The sequence below is a fragment of the Neorhizobium sp. BETTINA12A genome (assembly GCF_023006485.1).
Lineage (GTDB): Bacteria > Pseudomonadota > Alphaproteobacteria > Rhizobiales > Rhizobiaceae > Neorhizobium.
This window is the reverse complement of the sequence record NZ_JALBGW010000023.1, coordinates 14,715-35,710: the sequence shown is the minus strand read 5'-3', so window position 1 is coordinate 35,710 and position 20,996 is coordinate 14,715. Positions and strand designations below refer to the sequence as shown.

21 protein-coding genes and 2 pseudogenes are annotated in these 20,996 nt (G+C 60.2%); 12 read left to right on the top strand and 11 right to left on the bottom strand.

Annotation, left to right across the window (positions count from 1 at the left end; all coding sequences use genetic code 11):
- Nucleotides 1-91: 91 nt before the first annotated feature.
- The 3 genes and pseudogenes from MOV61_RS09405 to MOV61_RS09395 all read right to left on the bottom strand — a co-directional run.
- A pseudogene (locus tag MOV61_RS09405) lies at nucleotides 92-225 on the bottom strand (transposase domain-containing protein); the annotation flags it as partial.
- Nucleotides 226-1,231: 1,006 nt separating this feature from the next.
- A complete protein-coding gene (locus MOV61_RS09400; RefSeq protein ID WP_247136374.1) occupies nucleotides 1,232-1,885 on the bottom strand; it encodes a hypothetical protein in 654 nt (217 codons plus the stop codon).
- 391 nt (nucleotides 1,886-2,276) lie between these two features.
- Nucleotides 2,277-3,440, bottom strand: a complete 1,164-nt coding sequence (locus tag MOV61_RS09395; protein ID WP_247136373.1) for a M20 aminoacylase family protein — start codon at nucleotides 3,438-3,440, stop codon at nucleotides 2,277-2,279.
- A 182-nt stretch (nucleotides 3,441-3,622) separates the two neighbouring features.
- Between MOV61_RS09395 and MOV61_RS09390 the strand changes: the two genes are divergently transcribed.
- Nucleotides 3,623-4,717 (top strand): D-alanyl-D-alanine carboxypeptidase family protein, encoded by a 1,095-nt coding sequence (locus MOV61_RS09390; protein ID WP_247136372.1) that lies wholly within the window; start codon nucleotides 3,623-3,625, stop codon nucleotides 4,715-4,717.
- 13 nt (nucleotides 4,718-4,730) lie between these two features.
- On the top strand, nucleotides 4,731-5,882 hold the full coding sequence (locus tag MOV61_RS09385; RefSeq protein ID WP_247136371.1) for a GTP-binding protein: 1,152 nt from the start codon (nucleotides 4,731-4,733) through the stop codon (nucleotides 5,880-5,882).
- A 6-nt stretch (nucleotides 5,883-5,888) separates the two neighbouring features.
- Here the strand turns inward: MOV61_RS09385 and MOV61_RS09380 are convergent, their stop codons facing one another.
- The 5 genes from MOV61_RS09380 to MOV61_RS09360 all read right to left on the bottom strand — a co-directional run bounded on the left by MOV61_RS09380 (nucleotide 5,889) and on the right by MOV61_RS09360 (nucleotide 9,718).
- Complete coding sequence (locus tag MOV61_RS09380) at nucleotides 5,889-6,122, bottom strand: sulfurtransferase TusA family protein (RefSeq protein WP_247136370.1); 234 nt, start codon at nucleotides 6,120-6,122, stop codon at nucleotides 5,889-5,891.
- A complete protein-coding gene (locus MOV61_RS09375) occupies nucleotides 6,119-7,405 on the bottom strand; it encodes a murein L,D-transpeptidase family protein (protein ID WP_247136369.1) in 1,287 nt (428 codons plus the stop codon). The genes MOV61_RS09380 and MOV61_RS09375 overlap by 4 nt, the downstream gene beginning before the upstream one ends.
- Nucleotides 7,406-7,586: 181 nt before the next feature.
- Entirely contained in the window at nucleotides 7,587-8,540 is a 954-nt protein-coding gene (locus tag MOV61_RS09370) for an acetyl-CoA carboxylase carboxyltransferase subunit alpha (protein ID WP_038546395.1), read from the bottom strand.
- Between the two features lie 63 nt (nucleotides 8,541-8,603).
- Entirely contained in the window at nucleotides 8,604-9,548 is a 945-nt protein-coding gene (gene xerD / locus MOV61_RS09365) for a site-specific tyrosine recombinase XerD (RefSeq protein ID WP_247136368.1), read from the bottom strand.
- Nucleotides 9,549-9,559: 11 nt separating this feature from the next.
- Entirely contained in the window at nucleotides 9,560-9,718 is a 159-nt protein-coding gene (locus MOV61_RS09360) for a hypothetical protein (RefSeq protein WP_038546390.1), read from the bottom strand.
- A gap of 147 nt (nucleotides 9,719-9,865) precedes the next feature.
- On the opposite strand from MOV61_RS09360, the gene MOV61_RS09355 reads away from it, so the two are divergent.
- The 5 genes and pseudogenes from MOV61_RS09355 to MOV61_RS09335 all read left to right on the top strand — a co-directional run bounded on the left by MOV61_RS09355 (nucleotide 9,866) and on the right by MOV61_RS09335 (nucleotide 13,692).
- A complete protein-coding gene (locus MOV61_RS09355; protein WP_247136367.1) occupies nucleotides 9,866-10,474 on the top strand; it encodes a shikimate kinase in 609 nt (202 codons plus the stop codon).
- Nucleotides 10,471-11,613 (top strand): 3-dehydroquinate synthase, encoded by a 1,143-nt coding sequence (gene aroB, locus MOV61_RS09350; RefSeq protein WP_247136366.1) that lies wholly within the window; start codon nucleotides 10,471-10,473, stop codon nucleotides 11,611-11,613. The genes MOV61_RS09355 and aroB overlap by 4 nt, the downstream gene beginning before the upstream one ends.
- A gap of 11 nt (nucleotides 11,614-11,624) precedes the next feature.
- Nucleotides 11,625-12,497, top strand: a pseudogene (locus MOV61_RS09345) (HlyC/CorC family transporter); the annotation flags it as partial.
- Between the two features lie 225 nt (nucleotides 12,498-12,722).
- Nucleotides 12,723-13,466 (top strand): colicin E5-related ribonuclease, encoded by a 744-nt coding sequence (locus MOV61_RS09340; protein ID WP_247136365.1) that lies wholly within the window; start codon nucleotides 12,723-12,725, stop codon nucleotides 13,464-13,466.
- On the top strand, nucleotides 13,450-13,692 hold the full coding sequence (locus MOV61_RS09335) for a hypothetical protein (RefSeq protein WP_247035195.1): 243 nt from the start codon (nucleotides 13,450-13,452) through the stop codon (nucleotides 13,690-13,692). The genes MOV61_RS09340 and MOV61_RS09335 overlap by 17 nt, the downstream gene beginning before the upstream one ends.
- A 183-nt stretch (nucleotides 13,693-13,875) precedes the next feature.
- On the opposite strand, the gene MOV61_RS09330 is transcribed toward MOV61_RS09335, so the two are convergent.
- Nucleotides 13,876-14,157 carry a BolA family transcriptional regulator gene (locus MOV61_RS09330; protein WP_046605302.1) on the bottom strand — a complete coding sequence of 94 codons (282 nt, stop codon included), beginning with the start codon at nucleotides 14,155-14,157 and terminating at the stop codon, nucleotides 13,876-13,878.
- Nucleotides 14,158-14,260: 103 nt separating this feature from the next.
- On the opposite strand from MOV61_RS09330, the gene MOV61_RS09325 reads away from it, so the two are divergent.
- The 4 genes from MOV61_RS09325 (at nucleotide 14,261) to MOV61_RS09310 (ending at nucleotide 18,860) form a co-directional block, all read left to right on the top strand.
- Entirely contained in the window at nucleotides 14,261-14,896 is a 636-nt protein-coding gene (locus MOV61_RS09325) for a J domain-containing protein (RefSeq protein WP_038546382.1), read from the top strand.
- A gap of 61 nt (nucleotides 14,897-14,957) precedes the next feature.
- The gene (gene cobS, locus MOV61_RS09320) at nucleotides 14,958-15,950 is read left to right on the top strand and encodes a cobaltochelatase subunit CobS (RefSeq protein WP_038546380.1); all 993 of its coding nucleotides are present in this window, start codon (nucleotides 14,958-14,960) and stop codon (nucleotides 15,948-15,950) included.
- Between the two features lie 14 nt (nucleotides 15,951-15,964).
- On the top strand, nucleotides 15,965-17,860 hold the full coding sequence (gene cobT / locus MOV61_RS09315) for a cobaltochelatase subunit CobT (RefSeq protein ID WP_247035193.1): 1,896 nt from the start codon (nucleotides 15,965-15,967) through the stop codon (nucleotides 17,858-17,860).
- 10 nt (nucleotides 17,861-17,870) lie between these two features.
- Complete coding sequence (locus MOV61_RS09310) at nucleotides 17,871-18,860, top strand: esterase-like activity of phytase family protein (RefSeq protein ID WP_247136364.1); 990 nt, start codon at nucleotides 17,871-17,873, stop codon at nucleotides 18,858-18,860.
- Nucleotides 18,861-18,888: 28 nt separating this feature from the next.
- Here the strand turns inward: MOV61_RS09310 and MOV61_RS09305 are convergent, their stop codons facing one another.
- Together MOV61_RS09305 and rpmB are read right to left on the bottom strand one after the other, a co-directional pair.
- On the bottom strand, nucleotides 18,889-19,527 hold the full coding sequence (locus MOV61_RS09305; protein ID WP_247136363.1) for a queuosine precursor transporter: 639 nt from the start codon (nucleotides 19,525-19,527) through the stop codon (nucleotides 18,889-18,891).
- 116 nt (nucleotides 19,528-19,643) lie between these two features.
- The gene (rpmB, locus tag MOV61_RS09300) at nucleotides 19,644-19,943 is read right to left on the bottom strand and encodes a 50S ribosomal protein L28 (protein WP_151044732.1); all 300 of its coding nucleotides are present in this window, start codon (nucleotides 19,941-19,943) and stop codon (nucleotides 19,644-19,646) included.
- 251 nt (nucleotides 19,944-20,194) lie between these two features.
- Here rpmB and MOV61_RS09295 point away from each other — a divergent pair, with 251 nt between their 5' ends.
- Nucleotides 20,195-20,968, top strand: a complete 774-nt coding sequence (locus tag MOV61_RS09295; RefSeq protein ID WP_051900201.1) for a DUF3108 domain-containing protein — start codon at nucleotides 20,195-20,197, stop codon at nucleotides 20,966-20,968.
- Nucleotides 20,969-20,996 lie beyond the last annotated feature (28 nt).

Sequence of the window (20,996 nt, the reverse complement as noted above, 5' to 3'; positions counted from 1 at the left end):
CCCGGTAAGAAATCTCACTCACAGGCGCAGTCGGCTGCTTTGATGCATGTCCAGGAGAGACATCGCGTAAGCCTCCGGTGAAGGTGGCAGATCAGGCCGCTTGAGCGTCGACGGTCGGCGGCGTCCAATTCCACAAAGCAACTGCTCCAGCCTGGTAATCGGCGTGTCAGCGGTGCGGGCAATAACGTCGGCCAGCCATACCTGCGAATCGACGGCGTTGAGTTTGCACTCATGATTTGAGTGACCCTAAAGGCTGGATGTTGAGGATGTTCGATGTGGAAGCTAGCGGAGCTGTGCTTAAGGCTCGACACTAACGGGCCTTCCTAACCTTATCACCGACAAACTCGTTGAAAGAAGCCTAGTCTGCGCGTCGCTAGCGCAGCGAACGAAACCCTCTAGGTCGGACACCAGGTGAGCTACCGATATCGGTGTTGTCGGGGCACGTCTTCGACGTCGTAATGCTCCGAGGCCAAGGAGTCGGCTTCCTCCTCGAGATAGGTCTCAGCATCCTCGTATGGCTGAGGAAGTGGCACGGCTCGGCGTCCACGCGAATGGTTCGCACGCGTTCGCCTGTTGTGAAGTTCGAACCTTTTGCCGCCGCGATTTCGCTCATGCGGTAAACTTACCGACCTCTGCAGTCCCTTGTGATCTAGGGCGGATAGACGAACCGGTAAACTCGCCGCCCTTAAAGGCGCTCTATCCTGCTGAGCTACGTGGACACACCATCCCTCCAATAGCCCAGGCCTGCAGTCCCGGCAACCGCTCATTTCTGTAAATCAACATCGACAGTTGCGCATTTCAACAATACGGAAGGAAGCATAGTGGATCTACCAAATGGATGCCTCTCGGTTTTCAGCGGGCACCTCGATCGAGACACTGCTGAATACCTGGCTTTGTCCCATCCCTACGACTGGCCATTTCCAGGAGGACAGTATGGCCGGTTCAGGGGCTGGCTTTGCAAATGTGAAACCATTGAGTTCGAACCAGATGAATACCCTGTCTTAGGGCAGGAGATCGAGGCGGTGTTCGATTTCGCCAGATCGCTCGGATATGGGTGGGTAATGTTTCACGAGTCCGGAAAACGGCACCGCGGGCTTAAAATACACAGAAAGCTCCGAGAGGGCTTCGATCCGTTTCTCTACGGGCTCTTCATGAAGCGCGATCACGAAGACTGGCGCCGAAAAACCAAAGATTGGCTTTGGTCAATCTCGCACAAGGACGACATCGAGTTCTAGGACATCTTCGAAATTTCCGACGGATTCCGTCGATTAATCGCTACGTTTATGTAGCGGTAACGAATGTCATTGTCCATCGTATCTCTTGGTAGGTAATCGGGAAGAATGTCTGTTTCGGTCACAACAACGAGGTAACGAATGCCATGTAGTTCAGCCCCCGAAAGGACACCTGACTCGTATTCCTTCGCTTGAACAAAAGCCTGTTTAAACATTTCGGTGAAGTTGGACTCATCCGCGACCTTCCACTCTGTGAGAACAAGTCCCTCGGACGCCCGATGGTCCGGTTCTTCGAGGGGCTCACCAAAGACGAGATCAGTACGGCCGCGGGCTCCATTGGCTTTGAACGCCATGATGCCGTGCCATAACAGATGGGTAGCGCCGAGTTTTTCGCACTCTGGCTCACCTACCCTGGTCTTGGTGAATGCATCGAGCCATCTCTGTCGGTAGTCAACGTCGACCGCCAGTAGTCGGTTTAGATGCATGAACGCACGTTCGGTACGGCTTCTCAGCAACTGGTCGCGATCTTCAAGAAGGAAACTGATTTCTGTCTCAATCGCAGCAAGCATTATGACTGCCGTCATGGTCTTGCGACGATCGTAAGGCTCTTTCAGCCGACAGAAAGCTTCCTGAAAATCCTCAATTTTGGCCACTGCGAATGGGGGGAGAGCCGTCTTATGGCGATCCGCAAACGCTAAGATCGCATAGCAGCTACTGCGACTCATTGAGGCAAGGTGCTGGTATGCCCCGTTAAGTGTCCTTTTGATCGAACTCTCCGGAATACAATTCCGCCGTCGACCTGAGCCCGGAGACTCCTGCCGATATGGCAGCCCATTCCTGCGAGAAAGACATTTCTTGCCCCTTGTGAAGTCCCGAATTTTATCTGGTAGATTTACCTGTCGCTGAACACATTGCGACGCATGAGGTTTCCGACAAATCGGTAGGTTTTTCGCCCTTAAAGACGCTCTATCCTGCTGAGCTATGGGACCACGTGAGGAATTCCATACAAAAGGCGAGGCGTTTAGCCAAGCCTTTTCCTCTCCTTCATTCCGTCAACCGCTGTTCGGCGAGCCGAACCCAGTATGAAATGCCGTAGGAAATCGCTTCGTCGTCGAAATCGTAATGCGGATTGTGGAGCGCTGCCGTATCGCCGTTGCCGATGAAGATGAAGGCGCCGGGGCGGCGTTTCAGCATGAAAGCGAAATCTTCGCCGGCCATGGTCGGCTCGACATTGGTGTCGACATTCGAGGCGCCCACCACTTCCGTCGCGACGCCGATCGCATGCTCCGTTTCGAGGTCATGATTGAAGGTAACCGGGCACTGGCGGTAATAATCGATCTCCGCCTCGGCGCCGTGGGCACTGACGATACCCTCGACGATCTGGCGGATGCGGTTTTCGGCAAGGTCGCGGGTCGCCTCGCTGAGCGTCCGGACCGTGCCCCAGAGCGTCGCCTGGTCGGGAATGATGTTATAGGCCGTGCCGGCGTCGAAGCGGGTCACCGAAATGACGACCGAATGGACCGGGTCTGCGTTGCGGGCGGCGATCGCCTGCAGGCTGCCGACGAGCTGCGAGCCGATAAAGATCGGGTCGATGGTCTTGTGCGGCTGGGCGGCATGGCCGCCTCGGCCCTTGATGGTGATGGTGAAGCGGTCGGGTGCTGCCATGATGCCGCCCTTGCGGATGGCGAACTGGCCGAGCGGAATGCCGGGCATGTTGTGCATGCCGTAGACTTCCTCGATGCCGAAACGCTCCATCATGCCGTCGTCGACCATCGCCAGCGCGCCGGCGCCGCCCTCTTCGGCCGGCTGGAAGATCAGCGCCACGGTGCCGTTGAAATTGCGGGTTTCCGCGAGGTATTTCGCCGCACCCAGGAGCATCGACGTGTGGCCGTCGTGGCCGCAGGCGTGCATCTTGCCGGGCGTCTTCGAAGCCCAGGGTTTGCCGGTGATTTCGGTGAGCGGCAGGGCGTCCATGTCGGCGCGGAACCCGATCGTGCGGCCACCTGGGCCTTTGCCGCGAATGATGCCGACGACGCCGGTGCGGCCGATGCCGGGCACCACTTCGTCGACGCCGAATTCCTTCAGCTTCTGTTCCACGAAGGAGGCGGTGTTCTCGACCTCGTAAAGAATCTCAGGATTTTCATGAAGATATCGTCGCCACTCGCTGACTTCGCCCTGAAGTTCGGCGGCTCGGTTCAAAATCGGCATAATGTTCCCTGTTGCTGGCTGGTCACGCGGTTATGACAAGTCCTCCCGGCCGGAGTGTGCCTGTCATGATTGACGTAATCAATCTTCTTTGCCATTGCTTGGCCACATACGCCGCATATGCGCCGCACTCGTTAAAGCCGTAACAACGAGGGAAACCCTTGCCGACTTCAAGCCTCCGATCCATGTCTGCCACCCGGTTGATTTCTGCCGTGACGGCCATTGGGCTTTTCGTATCCGCGGGCAGCGCTGCCGCCAATCCGAAGATCGTTGTCGATGCGAAGACCGGCAAGGTGATTGCCCATGAGGACGCCTTCCTGAAATGGTATCCGGCGTCGCTGACCAAGCTGATGACCGCCTACGTTGCCTTCAAGGCCCTGAAGAGCGGCAAGCTCTCGCTCGAGACGCCTGTGGTGATGAGCAAGTGGGCGACCGACCAGCCGGCGAGCAAGATGTATTTCACACCCGGCACGACGATGACGATGGACAACGCGCTGAAGATGATGCTGGTGAAATCGGCCAACGACATGGCGGTTGCGGTGGCCGAGGCCGTCGGGGGCACGCAGGAGCAGTTCGTGGCGATGATGAATGCCCAGGCCAAGGCGCTCGGCATGAGTTCGACCCAATACATCAATCCGCACGGCCTGCCGGGCAAGGGGCAGTTCTCGACGGCCCGGGATCTCGCGCTGCTGACGCTGAGGCTCAAGCAGGATTTCCCGGAATACCAGAGCTATTTTTCGCTTGAGGGCATCGATACCGGCTCCAAGCAATATCCCAATTTCAACACGCTGATCGGCCGGTTCGACGGCGCCGACGGCATGAAGACCGGCTTCATCTGTGCCTCCGGGTTCAACCAGATCGGCTCCGCCACGCGGGACGGTCGCTCGGTGATATCCGTGGTGCTGGGTTCGGACAGCCTCGCCGGCCGAGCCGACGACACCGCCAACCTGCTGCAACAGGGACTGACCTCGACGACGGCCGGGGGCGTGGCACTGCCGGCGCTTGCGCCCTATGGCGATACGGCTGAGGTCAACGACGTCAGCGCCGAGATCTGCAATCCGAAGGCCGCAAAAGTGCGCAGCGAAACGCGTGACGATGCGGGCCGCACCATCCAGCATTCGCCCTATATCCATGAAATGGTCCGGCCGCCCGTCTATGCGCTGCTCGCCCTGCTTTCCGGCGGCGAGGCTCCGCCACCGCCGCCGAAGGGCGCCAAGAAGGCAGCGGTCGCCGCCAATGCCCTCAATGTGCCGATCCCGCAGCCGCGTCCGACATTCTGAACGAGAATAGATCATGTCCTCTGCCCGCAACCGGATTCCCGTCTCCATCCTCACCGGGTTTCTCGGCGCAGGAAAATCGACCCTGCTGAACCGCATCCTGAAGGATCCGAGCACTAGTGATACGGCTGTGATCATCAACGAGTTCGGCGAGGTCGGGATCGACAACTTCCTGGTCGAAGCGTCCGGCGATGCGCTGCTGGAGATTGCCAATGGCTGCCTCTGCTGCACGGTGCGCGGCGAACTGGTGGATTCGCTCGCTTCGATCATGGATGGCATCCAGACCGGCCGTCTGAGGCCGATCCGCCGCATCGTCATCGAAACGACCGGCCTTGCGGACCCGGCGCCGGTCATGCAGTCGGTGATGGGTAACCCGGTCATCGCCCAGAATTTCGAGCTCGACGGCGTCATCACCGTGGTCGATGCGGTGAACGGCGTCTCCACGCTCGACCGTCATCAGGAGGCGGTGAAGCAGGTGGCGGTGGCCGACCGGCTGATCATCTCCAAACAGTCAATGGCGGACGCTTCCCAGTTGGCGGCGCTGAAAAGCCGGCTCGCCGCGCTCAATCCGCGGGCGCTGGTCGTCGATGGAGACAGCGGGGAGGCCGGCACGGCTGCCATTCTGGTGAACGGCCTCTATGACCCGGCGACGAAGATCGCCGATGTCGATCGCTGGCTGCACGACGAGATGGCGAGCGATGCCGAAGAGCATCATCATCACGATCATGACCACGATGATCATCACCACGGGCATGACCATCACCACCATCATCATGACGTGAATCGCCATGGCGACGACATCCGCTCCTTCTCGATCATCCACGACAAGCCGATCGATCCGATGGCGATCGAGATGTTCATCGACCTGCTGCGCTCGGCGCATGGTGAAAAGCTGCTCCGGATGAAGGCGATCGTGGCGCTGTCGGATAATCCCGATCGTCCGCTGGTGCTGCACGGGGTGCAGAGCGTCTTCCATCCGCCGCAGCGCCTGCCGAAATGGCCCGACGGCTCCGACCGGCGCACCCGCATGGTGCTGATCACTCAAGGGTTGGAAGAAGCTTTCGTCTCGGATCTTTTTGCGGCATTTACGGGCCGGCCCCGCGTCGACCGGCCGGACCGCGCGGCGCTGGAGGACAATCCGCTTGCCGTTCCCGGCCTTCGGATGTAGGCCCGCTCAACCCTTGCGGATCAGAAACCGGTGTCCCGTCTCGGTTTTTTCCGAGCGGACCAGTTCGTGGCCTTCCTGATTGCAGAAATGCGGGATGTCGATGCCGGCCAGGGGATCGGTGGTTTCGATCGCAAGCTCTGCGCCGCTTGGCATGCCTTTCAGCCGGCGCCGCGTCTTCAGCACGGGCAGGGGACACTTCAGGCCTCTCAGATCGTAGAGGCCTGCGGTCTCAAAGCTCATTCCTGGCTCCAGAACTTCCAGAACGGCTTTTTCTTTTCTTCGCTGATCGGCGGTGCCGCATAGGCGAGCGGGTTCTGAGCCGGGATCGGAACCGTGGCGGTGGTGCCCTGCGCCGTCGTGACGGTCGGGACCGTACCGGTGCTCTGTGCGCCCGCTGCCGGCAGGCGGTCCTGCTTCATGCGATCGGCGGCGGAACCGGCGCGGAAGGTGACAGGCGAGGCGGAGGCAAGCACGGTATTGGCCGGCTTGTTCTGGGAGGCCATCCGCTTTTCCATCATCTGCTGGAATTCCGACTGGCTCAGCAGCTTGCCGGCTTCGAGCGAGGTTCCGGTCGGCGCATAGGCGATATCGCGGCCCTTGCGCTTGTCGGCGACGACTGCCTTGCGCTCGGCTTCGGTCGGCTCGTACCAAACCTTGCCGTCGAACTTCTCCAGCGCCTTCGCGTAAGTCACCTGGTAGGTCTTTTCGTAGGAGGTCAGCGCAGCCGAGAGGGCCGGCGGAGTGGACATGGGCGGGCAGGCTGAGGCGGGAGCGAAGGTGCCGTTGCTATCGGCCTGCTGGTTGAAGACATACTTCTTTTCGCAGACGTTGACTTCCGGCGGACGCTTGGTGACCTCGAAATGATCGTAGCCGGTCTTCAGCATCTTCCAGAAGTCGAAATTCTGGCTGTCGCGGTGGCGCGCCATGTTCTCTGCCGTCATCCGGAAGGGAAGAGCCTGGAGCTGCACGGAGGTCTGTCCACCCTTGAAGGCGTCGCGGGCGAAGGCGTAGATTTCCAGGACCTGTTCGTCGGTCATCGAGTAGCAGCCGGAGGACGAACAGGCGCCGTGGATCATCAGGTTCGATCCGCTGCGGCCGTTTGCGGCATCGTAGCGGTTCGGGAAGCCGGTGTTGATGGCGAGGTAATATTTGGAATTCGGGTTCAGATGCGCCGGCGTCAGGTTATAGAAGCCTTCCGGAGCCTGGCGGTCGCCTTCCTTGACCTTGGGGCCGAGCTTCCCGGACCAGGCGCAGATGTCGTAGCTCTTAATCACCTCGAAGCGGTTGTCGGCCCTCGCCTTCCAGACTTCCAGCTTGCCCTCTTCCTTGAGGATGCGGATCATGATCGGCGAATTGCGCGGCATGTCCTTCTTCTGCATCTCGGCGAGAATGCTCGAAGGCAGGGGCTGCTCGACCTTGTTCTTGACGCTCTTCAGGTCGACGCTCGCGGAATCGAGCGTATCGTTGCAGCCCGTCAGGGCTGTTGCCACGAGGAGGGCGAAAGCGATGTGTTTCAGGCGCATCGAGACGGACCACATAGACTTGGAACGACGAACGAATTCGGTACAGGACTTCTAGGAATAAAGCGGTAATCTTTACATATTCTTAACCGCTTGCGCCGGCCTGTCCAGCAAAACCGCCCAGGCCCCAATGTTATCAGCAATATGGCCAAATTTGGCTATTTGAGCGGCGGACAGCCGGAGATCACAGATTACGGCCGATATCGAGGAATTTCTGCCGGCGTGCAGCCCGGACTTCCTCGCCCGAAAGCCTGCCGAGATCTTCCAGCGCCGAAGCGATGACCTTGCCCGTCGCGGTGATGACGGCCTCGGGCTCGCGATGCGCCCCGCCGACTGGCTCCGGGATGATGTCGTCGATGATGCCGAGACCCTTCAGGTCTTCGGCGGTGATCTTCATGTTGGTCGCAGCCTCGCGGGCGCGGGTCGAATCGCGCCAGAGGATCGATGCCGCGCCTTCCGGCGAGATGACCGAATAGATCGAATGTTCGAGCATGTAGACGCGGTTGCCGGTGGCAATCGCAATCGCGCCGCCGGAGCCGCCTTCGCCGATCACGACCGAAACCATCGGAACCTTCAGGCCCAGGCACATTTCGGTCGAGCGGGCGATCGCCTCCGCCTGGCCGCGCTCCTCGGCGCCGACGCCGGGATAGGCGCCTGCAGTGTCGATGAGGGTGATGACCGGCAAGTGGAAACGATCAGCCATTTCCATGACGCGGATTGCCTTGCGATAGCCTTCCGGACGCGCGCTGCCGAAATTGTGCTTGAGACGCGTCTTGGTGTCATGGCCCTTTTCCTGGCCGATGACGGCGACGGGCATGCCGTTGAAGCGGGCAAGGCCGGCCTGGATGGCGGCGTCCTCGCCGAAATTGCGGTCGCCGGCGAGCGGCGTGAAATCGGTGAACAAGTGGGCGGAGTAATCGAGGAAATGCGGTCGCTGCGGATGGCGCGCGACCTGCGTTTTCTCCCAGGCGCCAAGCTTGGAATAGATTTCCCTTGTGGCTTCCCTGACCCGGGTCTCCAACCTGCCGATTTCCTCGGACGTATCGATGCTTTCGTCCTCAGAGGCGAGCTTTTTAAGCTCGTGAATCTTGCCTTCGAGATCCGAGATTGGCTTTTCGAAATCGAGATAAGTCTGCATGAGAGCCGGTTTCCGGTTGTTTTATCTCAGGAACACGGAGTTCCCATTTTGTGTTTGGGGCCTCTAATCCCGGTTTTTGGCCTGTTTTGCAAGAGGGTGGTGTGTTTGAACCAGCTCTCGCAGCCTTTCTTCCAGTACATGCGTGTAGATTTGAGTGGTGGAAATGTCGGAATGGCCGAGCAGTTCCTGCACAACGCGAAGGTCTGCCCCGTTCTGGAGGAGGTGGCTTGCGAAGGCATGGCGCATCACATGGGGAGATATCGTGGCAGCCCTAAGTCCGGCGCGCGCCGCCAGACCCTTGAGGTCGCGGGCAAACACCTGCCTCGGCAGATAGCCCCCTTTGCCGGCCGAAGGAAACAGCCACGGGCTGTCGCCGGTCTTTGCGAGTGCCAGCCGCCGGACCTCGCCATAGGATGCGACGGCCGCGATCGCAGAACGGGAAAGCGGCACGAGGCGCTCCTTGTTGCCCTTGCCGCGGATGATCAGGAAACGGCCCTCCTGGTCGAGAACCTTGATCGGCAGCGATACCAGTTCGCTGACGCGCATGCCGGTCGCGTAGAGCAGTTCGAGCAGCGCCAGCATTCTGAGACGCCCGAGCTGGTCCGGCCCGGGTTCGCCGGCCTCCCTGGCAGCGAGGTCAAGCAGGCGCGTCACCTCGTCCTCGCTCATGATCTTCGGCAGTGAACGGCCTTTTTTCGGCGCGTCCAGGATCGCGGTCGGGTCATCGCCGCGCAGGCCCTCGGCATAGAGGAATTTGTAGAACTGCCGCATCGCCGACAGTTTTCTTGCCTGGGACGAAGCGGCAAAACCCTGGGCGCCGAGATGGGCGAGATAGGCGGAGAGACTGGCGCTTTCAGCCGTCAGGGCCGAGGTGTTGCTGGCAACGAGGAAGGACTGCAGATCTTCGAGGTCGCGTTCGTAAGAGGTGAGCGTGTTGCCGGCGGCTCCCCGCTCGGCGCTCATCATTTCGAGAAAGGCTTCGATATGAGCTCGGGAAAGATCGGCCATGTTCCCTGCCGTTATTGTTTCGGCGCTGCCGGGTTCAACCTCTCGGAAGGAATGCGCACCGTCACATCGCGCTCGTGCGGGTCCACCAGCATGACGAGAGCCACCATGCTTCCATAAACGATGCCTGCGATCGCCGCCAGCACGAAGAGGAAACGGAAAAGGGTGGGCATTCACGACTCCTGGGGTTGCGTCGCAATATATCGATAAAGGTTTACATATCGGCAAGAACAAACAATCCCCCGCATTCTTTGAGGGTTGCGACGGCTTGACGCTGCCGATGCATTTGTCGATACCGTTTTCTCGAAACGGACTTAACGATGACAGAAGCCGCAACCTCCGCCGCACCCGTCCTCAGCGAAAAGGCGCGCGCCGTTCTCGGCAAGCGCAACCTGATCTTCGTCGGGCTGATGGGGGCGGGCAAATCGGCTATCGGCCGGCTGGTGGCGCAGAGCCTTTCGATTCCCTTCATCGATACAGATGCGGAGATCGAGAAGGTTTCCCGCATGACCATCAGCGAACTTTTTGCGGCTTATGGCGAAACGGAGTTCCGGGCATTGGAAACTAGGGTCATCGAGCGGCTGCTGAGGGGCGGCCCGCGCGTGGTTTCGACCGGCGGCGGCGCCTTCATCAATGAGAACACCCGCCACCAGATCAAGATCGGCGGCATTTCCATTTGGCTGAAGGCAGATCTCGACGTTTTGTGGGAACGGGTGAACAAACGCGACCACCGGCCGTTGCTGAAGACCGAGAACCCCAAGCAGACGCTCGAAAATCTGATGATCCAGCGTTATCCGATCTATGCCGAGGCCGACGTAACGGTGCGGTCCGAAAATGTCCGCAAGGACGTAGTGGTCAACGAGGTGCTCTCCGCGGTGGCCAATCTGTCCGGCGAAGATGAATTGCCCAGCGAAGGTGAATTGCAATGAACATGTCTTCCCGATCCGAGGGCCGTAACGCCGAGCGTTTGGTGCACGTGCCGCTCGGCGAACGGGCCTATGACATCCTGATCGGCCCCGGCCTGATCACGCGTGCCGGCGGCGAGATCACCGCGCGGCTGAAGGGCCGCAAGGCAGCCATCGTCACTGACGAGCACGTCGCGCCGCTTTATCTCGAAGCGCTGATGGACAGCCTGCAGACGGACGGGATCGAAGCCGTGTCGCTGACGCTTCCGGCCGGCGAAAAGACCAAGAGTTTCGAACATCTGGCAACGGTCACCGACATGGTGCTGTCGGCCCGTATCGAACGCAACGACGCGGTCATAGCGCTCGGCGGCGGCGTGATCGGCGATCTTGCCGGTTTTGCGGCCGGCATCGTCCGGCGCGGCGTACGCTTCGTGCAGATCCCGACCTCGCTTCTGGCGCAGGTCGATTCGTCGGTCGGAGGCAAGACCGGTATCAACACCCGCCACGGCAAGAACCTGCTCGGCGTCTTCCATCAGCCGGACCTCGTTCTCGCCGATACCGCGGTGCTTGATTCGCTCTCCCAGCGCGAATTCCGGGCCGGTTATGCGGAAGTAGCGAAATACGGACTGATCGACCAGCCGGATTTCTTCGCGTGGCTCGAAAAGAACTGGAAAGCCGTATTTGCCGGCGGCCCGGAGCGGATCGAGGCGATTGCGATCAGCTGCCAGGCGAAATCCGACGTGGTGGTCGAGGACGAGCGTGAGACCGGCCGGCGGGCGTTGCTCAATCTCGGCCACACGTTCGGCCATGCGCTGGAAGCGGCGACCGAATATGACAGCCGCCGCCTGGTGCACGGCGAGGGCGTGGCGATCGGCATGGTGCTGGCACATCAGTTCTCGGCGCGCCTGAACCTTGCAAGCCCGGACGACGCGGCGCGGGTGACGGCCCATCTCAAGGCCGTCGGCCTGCCCACGTCGATGAGCGATATTCCCGGAAAACTGCCGCCGACCGAAAAGCTGCTCGATGCGATTGCGCAGGACAAGAAGGTGATGAGCGGCAAGCTCACCTTCATCCTCACCCATGGCATCGGCCAGTCCTTCGTCGCCAACGACGTGCCGTCGTCCGAAGTCTTGAGTTTCCTGGAGGAAAAGCGGCCGAAATGACGTCCAAACAGGGCCTCAAGTCGCGTGCTGTCAACGCGGTGATCCGCGGGTTTCTTCGTGCGCTCGGCGTTTCCCTGTCGGAACAAACCCTGGCGCTTTCCAGCCATGACGATCTGCACGCCGCTCTCGATATCGTTCATCGCGACGGAAATTTCGAAAAGCAGGACCGTGACCGGCTGAACGGCCTCTTCGAACTCGAGGAGCTCGAAGTCTCCGACGTGATGCGGCACCGCACGGTTATGCGGGCGGTCAATGCCGACGACCCGCCGGAAGTGGCGGTGCGCACCGTGCTTGAAAGCCCCTATACGCGCATGCCGCTCTGGCGCAATTCGACCGAGAACATCATCGGCGTCGTCCACGCCAAGGATCTGCTGCGGGCGCTCGCCGAGCCGAATGTCGAGCCGGAAAACCTCGACATCGTCAAGATCGCCCAGAAGCCGTGGTTCGTGCCGGACAGCACCAGCCTCAAGGACCAGCTCAGCGCCTTCCTGCGGCGCAAGGGGCATTTCGCGGTCGTCGTCGACGAATATGGCGAGGTGCAGGGCATCGTCACGCTCGAAGACATTCTTGAGGAGATCGTCGGCGATATCGCCGACGAGCACGATATCGAGATCCAGGGCGTGCGCCAGGAAGCGGACGGTTCGATCGTCGTCGACGGTTCGGTGCCGATCCGCGACCTGAATCGGGCGCTCGACTGGAGCCTGCCGGATGCGGAAGCAACCACGATCGCCGGCCTCGTCATCCACGAGTCGAAGCTGATCCCGGAAGAACGGCAGGCGTTTACGTTCTATGGGAAGCGTTTCACGGTGATGAAGCGGGAGAAGAACCGGATTACGCGGCTAAGGATCAGGCCTGCGGAAGATGTGACGCTGCCGGCGGAGTAGTCGTCCGTTTCGCGACAGCCTTTCAGTCTAGCGCTGAGTTGGCGGTTTTCGGCCCGAAGCGGACATCAAATACACCCGGTTTTGCATCTGCGAGATATTGAGAGCGCCAGCTCGCTGTGGATCGCAAATCTGACCCTATTGACCGCACATCACCGAAACCGGAGGTTGATATCCGGGGACGAATCAGCCGCGCAACGCTGCGCGTTTTTAGATGTGGGGCTTTTCATGAAGGTAATTCTCGAAAGACTTTTGAGCCTGCTGCTCGCATGCAGCATCGTACTGGGGTTTTTCGGATCAGCCGCGAATGCACGATTTATCTCGCCTGACCCCATGGACCCGACCATGCTGGGTGTAGGCACAAACCGATACGCCTATTCGGAAAATGACCCGATCAACAAAAGTGACCCAAATGGTCACGCGGCGGGAGCTGCTGCGGCCGGAGGGTTCTTTGATGCAGTTGGAGCAGCGATAGGCGGTTTCCTCTCATCATTAGGATTCAGCAGCGGAACCACTGCGGCGGTAGGAGCGGGAATCGCGACGACAGGTGCAGTGCTCGGTGTTGTCGCCATCGCTGCCTATCCTACAGAGATGGGCAACGGGGAAATGAGGGATGATGCCAAGGCAAACACTCAAGGAGCCGTTACCGGAACGCCTGATCCCGATGACGACAAAGATAAAGATAAAGATAAAGATAAAGATAAACAGGAGGCAAAGGCTGAAAGCTCTAACAAATGGCAGGCCGATTCGATAAAAAATCAAGAAAAGCTTGAGAGGCAAATGGAGCAACGAGGATGGACGCATAAACAAATTGATGAGGCTGTACAAAACGGAAAGCAGCATCCAGCCACTAATTATCAGACGGGTGGAGCAGCAACCCGCTATGAGCACCCCGAAACGGGCCGCTCAGTAATTATTGACAATACAACTAAAGGCGTAATTCAGGTTGGCGGCGATGGCTTCAAATTCTAAAAGCGACTTGTTTGTTATTCACGTTAAGCTAACGGATGAACCTGTCCCGGTGTGGCGGCCCGTAGAGGCAACGAAAAATCCTGATGGCAGCTATTTAATTACCCCACAGACTATACCGGATTTTGAAGAATGGGAATTTTTACCCGGTGATAGTGTAGCTGTTGAAGAGCGGAACAATGAACAGGGCCGGTACTTTATCGCAACGCGATTGCGCGATAAAATCTGAAGTAGTCATCAATCGAATATCGTTCCATTATGGGCGGTTATCTGATCCGTGACCGCTATTGGCTCCAAACGGCCGCTACACCCCCAGCTATTGGAAAAACGGCCGGGCTGGTCAAGGCGATTTCCCACAATGAGCGATGCCCCTACCTTGGCCTCTCACCCCGCCATCCCTATCTAAGCCCAGCTACCAGCGTGTCGGCTCGCCCGGTGCCGCAGCCTCCACCGCGAGCGCATGCAGCCCGGCGTCGAGTTCCGGCTTCAGCAGGGCATTCACCGTCCGATGCCGGTCGAGCCGGCTCATTCCGGAGAACTTTTTCGAAACGATGCGGACCCGCATATGGGTCTCGCCGGTTCCGGTGATGTCGGGCTGATGGCCGGCGTGCTGATGGCTTTCATCGATGACGACCAGCCGTTCCGGTTCGAGATTGTCGGTGAGCGTGATTTCGATCCGGGATTTGACGGACATTTCGGTCTCCGTTGCGACGCAAAAGGGGCATCCCACAAACCAGTAAGAAAGAACTTTGTCAATTCTTGCCGCGCCCTGTTCGTCGCCCCATAATGAGGGCCTTATGAAACTAGATTCCAAATATTTCGACCGCATCCGGACGCGCAAGAACAGGCAGCAGGAAGCTGTGCCTGAAGCGCCCACTTGCCAATGGGACGGGTGCGACAAACCCGGCGTCCATCGTGCACCCGTTGGCCGCAACGCGGAAGGCCAGTTCTTTCTGTTCTGTTTCGAACACGTCAGGGAATACAACAAGGGCTATAACTATTTCTCCGGCCTCTCGGACAGCGAGATCGCCCGTTACCAGAAAGAGGCGATCACCGGCCATCGCCCGACCTGGACTGTCGGCGTCAACAAGGCCGCCAAGGATGCCCCGCTTCATTCGACGGCGCGTTCGGGGGCTGCCGGCGCCACCGGCGCCCAGCAGCGCTTCAGGGATCCGTTCGGCTTCGTGTCCAGTGCGCGGGCGGCCGGCCCCCGTTTCCAGACGCAGGGGCGCAAGCTGAAGACATTGGAAGCCAAAGCCTTCGATACGATGGAGTTGGCGGCCAATGCGTCGGCTGCGGAGATCAAGACCCGCTACAAGGAACTAGTCAAGAAACATCATCCGGATGCGAATGGCGGCGACCGCGGTTCGGAAGAACGTTTTCGTGCCGTCATTCAAGCATATCAGTTGTTGAAGCAGGCGGGTTTCTGCTAAGCCGTAAAAATTATGGCAGTAAGGATGACGGCCGGGCGGCGGCTCGCGCCTTGGAGAGACGATGAGTAAGATTGATCTAGATATTTCCAACCTTCCCGACACCACCGTTTCGGTCAGGGAAGTCTTCGGCATCGACAGCGATATCAGGGTTCCGGCATATAGCAGCGGCGACCCCTACGTACCGGATCTCGACCCGGACTACTTGTTCGACCGCGATACGACGCTCGCCATTCTCGCCGGCTTTGCACATAACCGACGCGTCATGGTGTCCGGCTTCCACGGCACCGGCAAGTCCACCCATATCGAGCAGGTCGCAGCTCGCCTCAACTGGCCGTGCGTGCGTATCAACCTCGACAGCCATGTCAGCCGTATCGATCTCGTCGGCAAGGACGCGATCGTCCTGAAGGATGGCAAGCAGGTCACCGAATTCAAGGACGGCATCCTGCCCTGGGCCTACCAGCATAATGTCGCGCTCGTCTTCGACGAATACGATGCCGGCCGCCCGGACGTCATGTTCGTCATCCAGCGCGTTCTGGAATCCTCCGGCCGCCTGACCCTGCTCGACCAGAGCCGTGTCATCCGTCCTCACCCGGCATTCCGCATCTTCGCGACCGCCAACACGGTCGGCCTCGGCGATACGACCGGCCTTTATCACGGCACGCAGCAGATCAACCAGGCACAGATGGACCGCTGGTCGATCGTGACGACGCTGAACTATCTGCCGCACCAGAAGGAAGTCGACATCGTCGCCGCCAAGGTCAAGTCCTTCGGTCGCACGGCCGAGGGCCGCGAGACGGTGTCGAAGATGGTGCGCGTCGCGGATCTTACCCGTTCGGCCTTCATCAACGGCGATCTCTCGACCGTCATGAGCCCGCGTACCGTCATTACCTGGGCGGAAAACGCCGAGATCTTCGGTGACATTGCATTCGCCTTCCGCATCACCTTCCTCAACAAGTGCGACGAACTGGAACGCACGCTGGTCGCCGAACAGTACCAGCGTGCCTTCGGCGTCGAGCTGAAGGAAAGTGCCGCCAACATCGTCCTCGGAGCCTAAGCGGAGACGAGATCATGGCAGGTCGCGGAGACAATTCGAAAGCCAAATCCGGCGGTCCGGTCGATACCGAACCGTTGCGGCGGGCAATTACCGGCTGCGTGCGTTCCATCGCCGGTGACGCGGAAGTCGAGGTCACGTTCGCCAACGAGCGTCCGGGCCTTGCCGGCGAGCGCATCCGCCTGCCGGAAATCTCCAAGCGGCCGACCGCACACGAGCTCGCGGTGACCCGCGGGCTCGGCGATTCCATGGCGCTTCGGATCGCCTGCCACGATACCAACGTGCATGCCAGCATGTCGCCGCAGGGCGCCGACGCACGCGTCGTCTTCGACGCCGTCGAGCAGGCGCGCGTCGAGTCGATTGGCGCATTGCGGATGGCCGGCATGGCGTCGAACCTCAGTTCAATGCATGCGGAAAAATACTCGAAGGCGAATTTCTCTGGCGTTGAACGGCAGGAAGACGCGCCGATCGGCGAGGCGGTCGCCATGCTGGTGCGCGAAAAGCTGACCGGCATCAAGCCGCCGCCGAGCGCCGGCAAGGTGCTCGATCTCTGGCGTCCGTTCATCGAGGACAAGGCGGCTGGCGATCTCGACAACCTCCGCAACGTGATCGAGGACCAGCAGGCGTTCGCCAAGCTGGTGCGGCACATGCTGACCTCCATGCAGATGGCGGAGGAGTTTGCCGACGACGATACCGATCCGGAGGAGATGGAGAACCCGGACCAGGAGGACCAGCCGCGCAGCAACGAGACCGAGAACGACGAGGTCGAGGAAGAGGCCGGCTCCGACGCTGCACCTGCCGAGCAGAGCGACGCTTCCGACGAGGAAATGGACGACGGCGAGATGGACGGCGCGGAAATGTCCGACGACGACATGTCGGACGATAGCGACGAACATTCCGAGACGCCCGGCGAGACCCGGCGGCCCAACAGTCCGTTCGACGATTTCAACGAGAAGGTCGACTACAAGATCTTCACCCAGGAATTCGACGAGGAAATCACGGCCGAGGAGCTTTGCGACGAAGCGGAGCTCGACCGGCTGCGGGCCTTCCTCGACAAGCAGCTTGCCCATCTCCAGGGTGCCGTCGGCCGGCTTGCCAACCGCCTGCAGCGCCGCCTGATGGCGCAGCAGAACCGCTCCTGGGACTTCGATCTGGAAGAGGGGTATCTCGATCCGGCCCGTCTGGTGCGCCTGATCATCGACCCCATGCAGCCACTCTCCTTCAAGAAGGAGCGCGACACGCAGTTCCGCGATACGGTCGTGACCTTGGTCATCGACAATTCCGGCTCGATGCGCGGCCGGCCGATCACGGTCGCTGCCACCTGCGCCGATATCCTGGCCCGCACGCTGGAGCGCTGCGGCGTCAAGGTCGAGATCCTCGGCTTTACCACCAAGGCCTGGAAGGGCGGGCAGGCGCGCGAAAAGTGGCTGGCGAGCGGCAAACCGCCGACGCCCGGCCGCCTCAACGACCTGCGCCATATCGTCTACAAGTCGGCGGATGCGCCGTGGCGCCGTTCACGCCGCAATCTCGGCCTGATGATGCGCGAAGGCCTGCTCAAGGAAAACATCGACGGCGAAGCGCTGATGTGGGCGCATAACCGCCTGATCGCCCGCCGCGAGCAGCGCAAGATCCTGATGATGATTTCGGATGGCGCGCCGGTCGACGATTCGACGCTGTCGGTCAATCCGGGCAATTATCTCGAGCGGCATCTTCGCGCCGTGATCGAGCAGATCGAGACGCGCTCGCCGGTGGAGCTGCTGGCAATCGGCATCGGCCATGATGTGACGCGCTACTATCGCAAGGCCGTGACCATCGTTGATGCGGACGAGCTTGCCGGCGCGATGACCGAGCAGCTCGCCGAACTGTTTGCGGAAAACGGCAGGCAGCAGGGCCGCATGCGACGGGCCAGCTGAGGTCGGCCGCTTGAAACTTTCCCGCCTCGTCGTCTGGGCCGGCCTTTTTGGCGCCATCGCTTCCCCGGTGGCGCCGGCTACCGAAAATATCTCGGTCAGGGCGCGCGCGATCACCGAATTCAAGCGTGGTTCGGCGGAAACACGCTTTGGATCGCTCGAATTTCTCGGTGGAATCGAATTTTCATCGTCCGATAGCCGGCTGCAGTCGTTGTCGAGCATCCGCTTTCGCGCCGATGGCGAAAGGTTCGTGTCGGTGCTTGATACCGGTTCGTGGCTGACCGGCCGCATCGAGCGGGATGCCAAGGGGCGCCTCGCCAACCTCGCCGATCTCGCCATCAATCCGATCCTCATCCGCGGCGGACGGGTCGGTTCGAAATATACGTCCGACGCCGAGGGTCTGGCGCTGAGGGATGGCCAGGCGATCGTCAGCTTCGAGCAGCTGCATCGCGTCGATGCCTATCCCGATCCGGGGTTCGAGATCTCTGTTCCCCTGAAAAGCCTCGATCTGCCGATCCCCCGCCACGAGTTCCGGATGAATGCGGGCATGGAGACGGTGGCGGTCTCGCCCCAGGCCAGTCCGCTCAAGGGATCGCCCATCGTGGTCACCGAGCATAGCCTCGATGACCAGGGGAACCTTTTCGCCGCGATCCTGGAAGGGCCGCTCAAGGGCGTGTTCACGGTGGTGCGGCACGATCCGTTCGACGCGACCGATGGCGCCTTCCTGCCGAACGGCGACTTCCTGCTGCTCGAACGCCGCTTCAGCTTTCTCGGCGGTCTCGGCATGCGCATCCGCCTCATCAAGGGCGACAGCATCCGCCCCGGCGCCGTCGTCGACGGCGAAGTGCTGGTCGATGCCGACATGGGTTATGCCATCGACAACATGGAAGGGCTCGACGTCATCACCGGGCCGGAGGGCAAGCCGCATCTGATCCTGATTTCGGATGACAACGGCAATCTGCTGCAGCGTAACGTGATGCTGGAATTCCGCCTGACGCAATGATGCCAGGCGGAATGTCGGCGCTTGAGTTTTAGCGGGCCGGAGCGACCTGCGGCATCGGCTTCAGCACGTTCATCAGTGCGCCATAGGGCAGAAGCAGGACGACGCCGACCAGAATCTTGACCACGAGGTCGCCGAGCGCCCAAGAGATCCAGCGCGGGGCCACTGCGGCAAACGCGCCGAGGATTGGTGCAGACTGGATGGCGAAATCCTCGTTCGGGCCGATGAAGGCGAAGAGCGGGGCGAAGGCCAGCGAGAAGAACAGGATCGTATCGATCACGGTGCCGATCAGCGATGCCGCCAGCGGCGCCTTCCACCAGGTCTTGCGGCGCAGTTCATTGAACACCGAGATGTCGAGAAGCTGGCCGATCAGGAAGGCTGTGCCGGATGCGATGGCGATGCGCGGAACGGAAATCCAGAAGGACAGCGCGACGCCGACGACGAAACCGACAAGTACGACGCGTCGCGCAATCGAGGGACCGAACTGGCGATTGGTGAGGTCAGTGATCAGGAATGCGACGGGATAGGTGAACGCGCCCCAGGTGAGGAGATCGCCAAGGGCGATGCCCCAGAGCGTTCCCGTGACCGGAAACTGCACCAGGAAATTCGAGGCGCCGACGATGGCCGCCATCAGCAGGGCATAGATGAAAGTATAGCGTGAGTTCAGCATTTTTTTATCCTGGGTGATGCCACCAGTTGGAGTTTTATGAAGGCCAAGAGAAAAGGCCTGGCCGGTATTACCCGTTCAAGCCTTGTTCAAAGCCGGATGATTTGTCGTCAGACCGATTAGGCCGCAGCAGCGACTTCGGCGGTCTTCTTGACGATCTGGCGGCGCAGCAGGCGAGCGCGCATCGACAGTTCGGTCTCGTCGGACTTCAACAGGAAGGCATCGAGGCCGCCACGATGTTCGACGGAGCGCAGAGCGTGCGCCGAAACGCGCAGGCGATAACGCTGGCCGAGAGCGTCGGAGATCAACGTGACCTGGCACAGGTTCGGCAGGAACCGACGGCGGGTCTTGTTGTTGGCGTGGCTTACGTTGTTGCCGGTCAGAACGCCCTTACCGGTCAGTTCGCACACACGAGACATGGATACACCTTTGTTCTTCTGCAATCGGATGGTACTTCCGGACAATGTCCGGTGCGCCGATCCAACTGGTCCTGAGTGGAAAGTTGCGGTTCTATAGTCAGTGGGGCTCGTCGCGTCAAGCCAAAACCTTGGCCTAACCCTAAGAGAATCCGCTGCCAGTGCCCTGGCGCCGCTATTTTCTTGCCATGATGCACCGTCTATATGTCTCCAGGAAGACGCTTTTCGGCGTCCTCATCGGTCAGGGCAGAATCATGAACCTTCACGGCTGTTTCGTCAGTGCCTTCGTGCTCGTCTTCGGGTTCACGACCGTTCCGCTCGGCTCGGCGGAAATCCGGCATGTCAGCGAATACGATATTTCGCTCGGGATACTGCCGATCGCAAAGGCGTCATTCGCGAGCGAATTCAACAGCAGCGATTACAAGATCACCGGCACGTTCAAATCGGCCGGGATCGTCAACATCATCAGCCGCATCTCCGCCGAGACCAGCGTCAGCGGGCGAATGCAGGCCGACAAGCTGCAGGCCGATCGCTACAACCTCGTCTACAGCGCCGGCCGGCGCACGCGTGTCTACGACGTCGAGTACCGCAACGGCAATGTCACCGAGACGACTGTCAAGCCCGAGCCGACCCGCAATCCGGAAACCTGGATTCCCGTGACGGACAAGGACCTGCACGCGGTTCTCGACCCGTTGAGTGGCCTCATCTTCCCGGGCGACGCCAAGGTCTGCCCCAGTCGGCTGCCGATCTACGATGGCGAGTCGCGCATGGACCTGGTGTTGACGCCGAAGGGCACCAGGCCGTTTTCGACTGACGGTTTCAAGGGTGAGGCGATCGTCTGTTCGATCCGCTACCTTCCGAGGTCGGGCTTCAAGCGCGGGCGCAGCGATATCGAATATTTGCGCAAGACGCCGATGGAAATCTGGTTTGCCAAAGCGCAATCGGTAAATGTATATGCTCCAGTCTACGCCGTCATCCCGACAAGGATGGGGCAGGTTTACGTGACGGCCGTCAAGTATGGCGGTTGAATAAGGCGCCCGCCCGGGCGCCCAAGGG

Coding starts and splice junctions, on each gene's coding strand:
- MOV61_RS09395 (WP_247136373.1), bottom strand. CDS start 3,440: ATGCCGATTTTGAACCGAGCCGCCGAACTTCAGGGCGAAGTCAGCGAG.
- MOV61_RS09390 (WP_247136372.1), top strand. CDS start 3,623: ATGTCTGCCACCCGGTTGATTTCTGCCGTGACGGCCATTGGGCTTTTC.
- MOV61_RS09385 (WP_247136371.1), top strand. CDS start 4,731: ATGTCCTCTGCCCGCAACCGGATTCCCGTCTCCATCCTCACCGGGTTT.
- MOV61_RS09380 (WP_247136370.1), bottom strand. CDS start 6,122: ATGAGCTTTGAGACCGCAGGCCTCTACGATCTGAGAGGCCTGAAGTGT.
- MOV61_RS09375 (WP_247136369.1), bottom strand. CDS start 7,405: ATGCGCCTGAAACACATCGCTTTCGCCCTCCTCGTGGCAACAGCCCTG.
- MOV61_RS09370 (WP_038546395.1), bottom strand. CDS start 8,540: ATGCAGACTTATCTCGATTTCGAAAAGCCAATCTCGGATCTCGAAGGC.
- xerD (WP_247136368.1), bottom strand. CDS start 9,548: ATGGCCGATCTTTCCCGAGCTCATATCGAAGCCTTTCTCGAAATGATG.
- MOV61_RS09360 (WP_038546390.1), bottom strand. CDS start 9,718: ATGCCCACCCTTTTCCGTTTCCTCTTCGTGCTGGCGGCGATCGCAGGC.
- MOV61_RS09355 (WP_247136367.1), top strand. CDS start 9,866: ATGACAGAAGCCGCAACCTCCGCCGCACCCGTCCTCAGCGAAAAGGCG.
- aroB (WP_247136366.1), top strand. CDS start 10,471: ATGAACATGTCTTCCCGATCCGAGGGCCGTAACGCCGAGCGTTTGGTG.
- MOV61_RS09340 (WP_247136365.1), top strand. CDS start 12,723: ATGAAGGTAATTCTCGAAAGACTTTTGAGCCTGCTGCTCGCATGCAGC.
- MOV61_RS09335 (WP_247035195.1), top strand. CDS start 13,450: ATGGCTTCAAATTCTAAAAGCGACTTGTTTGTTATTCACGTTAAGCTA.
- MOV61_RS09330 (WP_046605302.1), bottom strand. CDS start 14,157: ATGTCCGTCAAATCCCGGATCGAAATCACGCTCACCGACAATCTCGAA.
- MOV61_RS09325 (WP_038546382.1), top strand. CDS start 14,261: ATGAAACTAGATTCCAAATATTTCGACCGCATCCGGACGCGCAAGAAC.
- cobS (WP_038546380.1), top strand. CDS start 14,958: ATGAGTAAGATTGATCTAGATATTTCCAACCTTCCCGACACCACCGTT.
- cobT (WP_247035193.1), top strand. CDS start 15,965: ATGGCAGGTCGCGGAGACAATTCGAAAGCCAAATCCGGCGGTCCGGTC.
- MOV61_RS09305 (WP_247136363.1), bottom strand. CDS start 19,527: ATGCTGAACTCACGCTATACTTTCATCTATGCCCTGCTGATGGCGGCC.
- rpmB (WP_151044732.1), bottom strand. CDS start 19,943: ATGTCTCGTGTGTGCGAACTGACCGGTAAGGGCGTTCTGACCGGCAAC.
- MOV61_RS09295 (WP_051900201.1), top strand. CDS start 20,195: ATGAACCTTCACGGCTGTTTCGTCAGTGCCTTCGTGCTCGTCTTCGGG.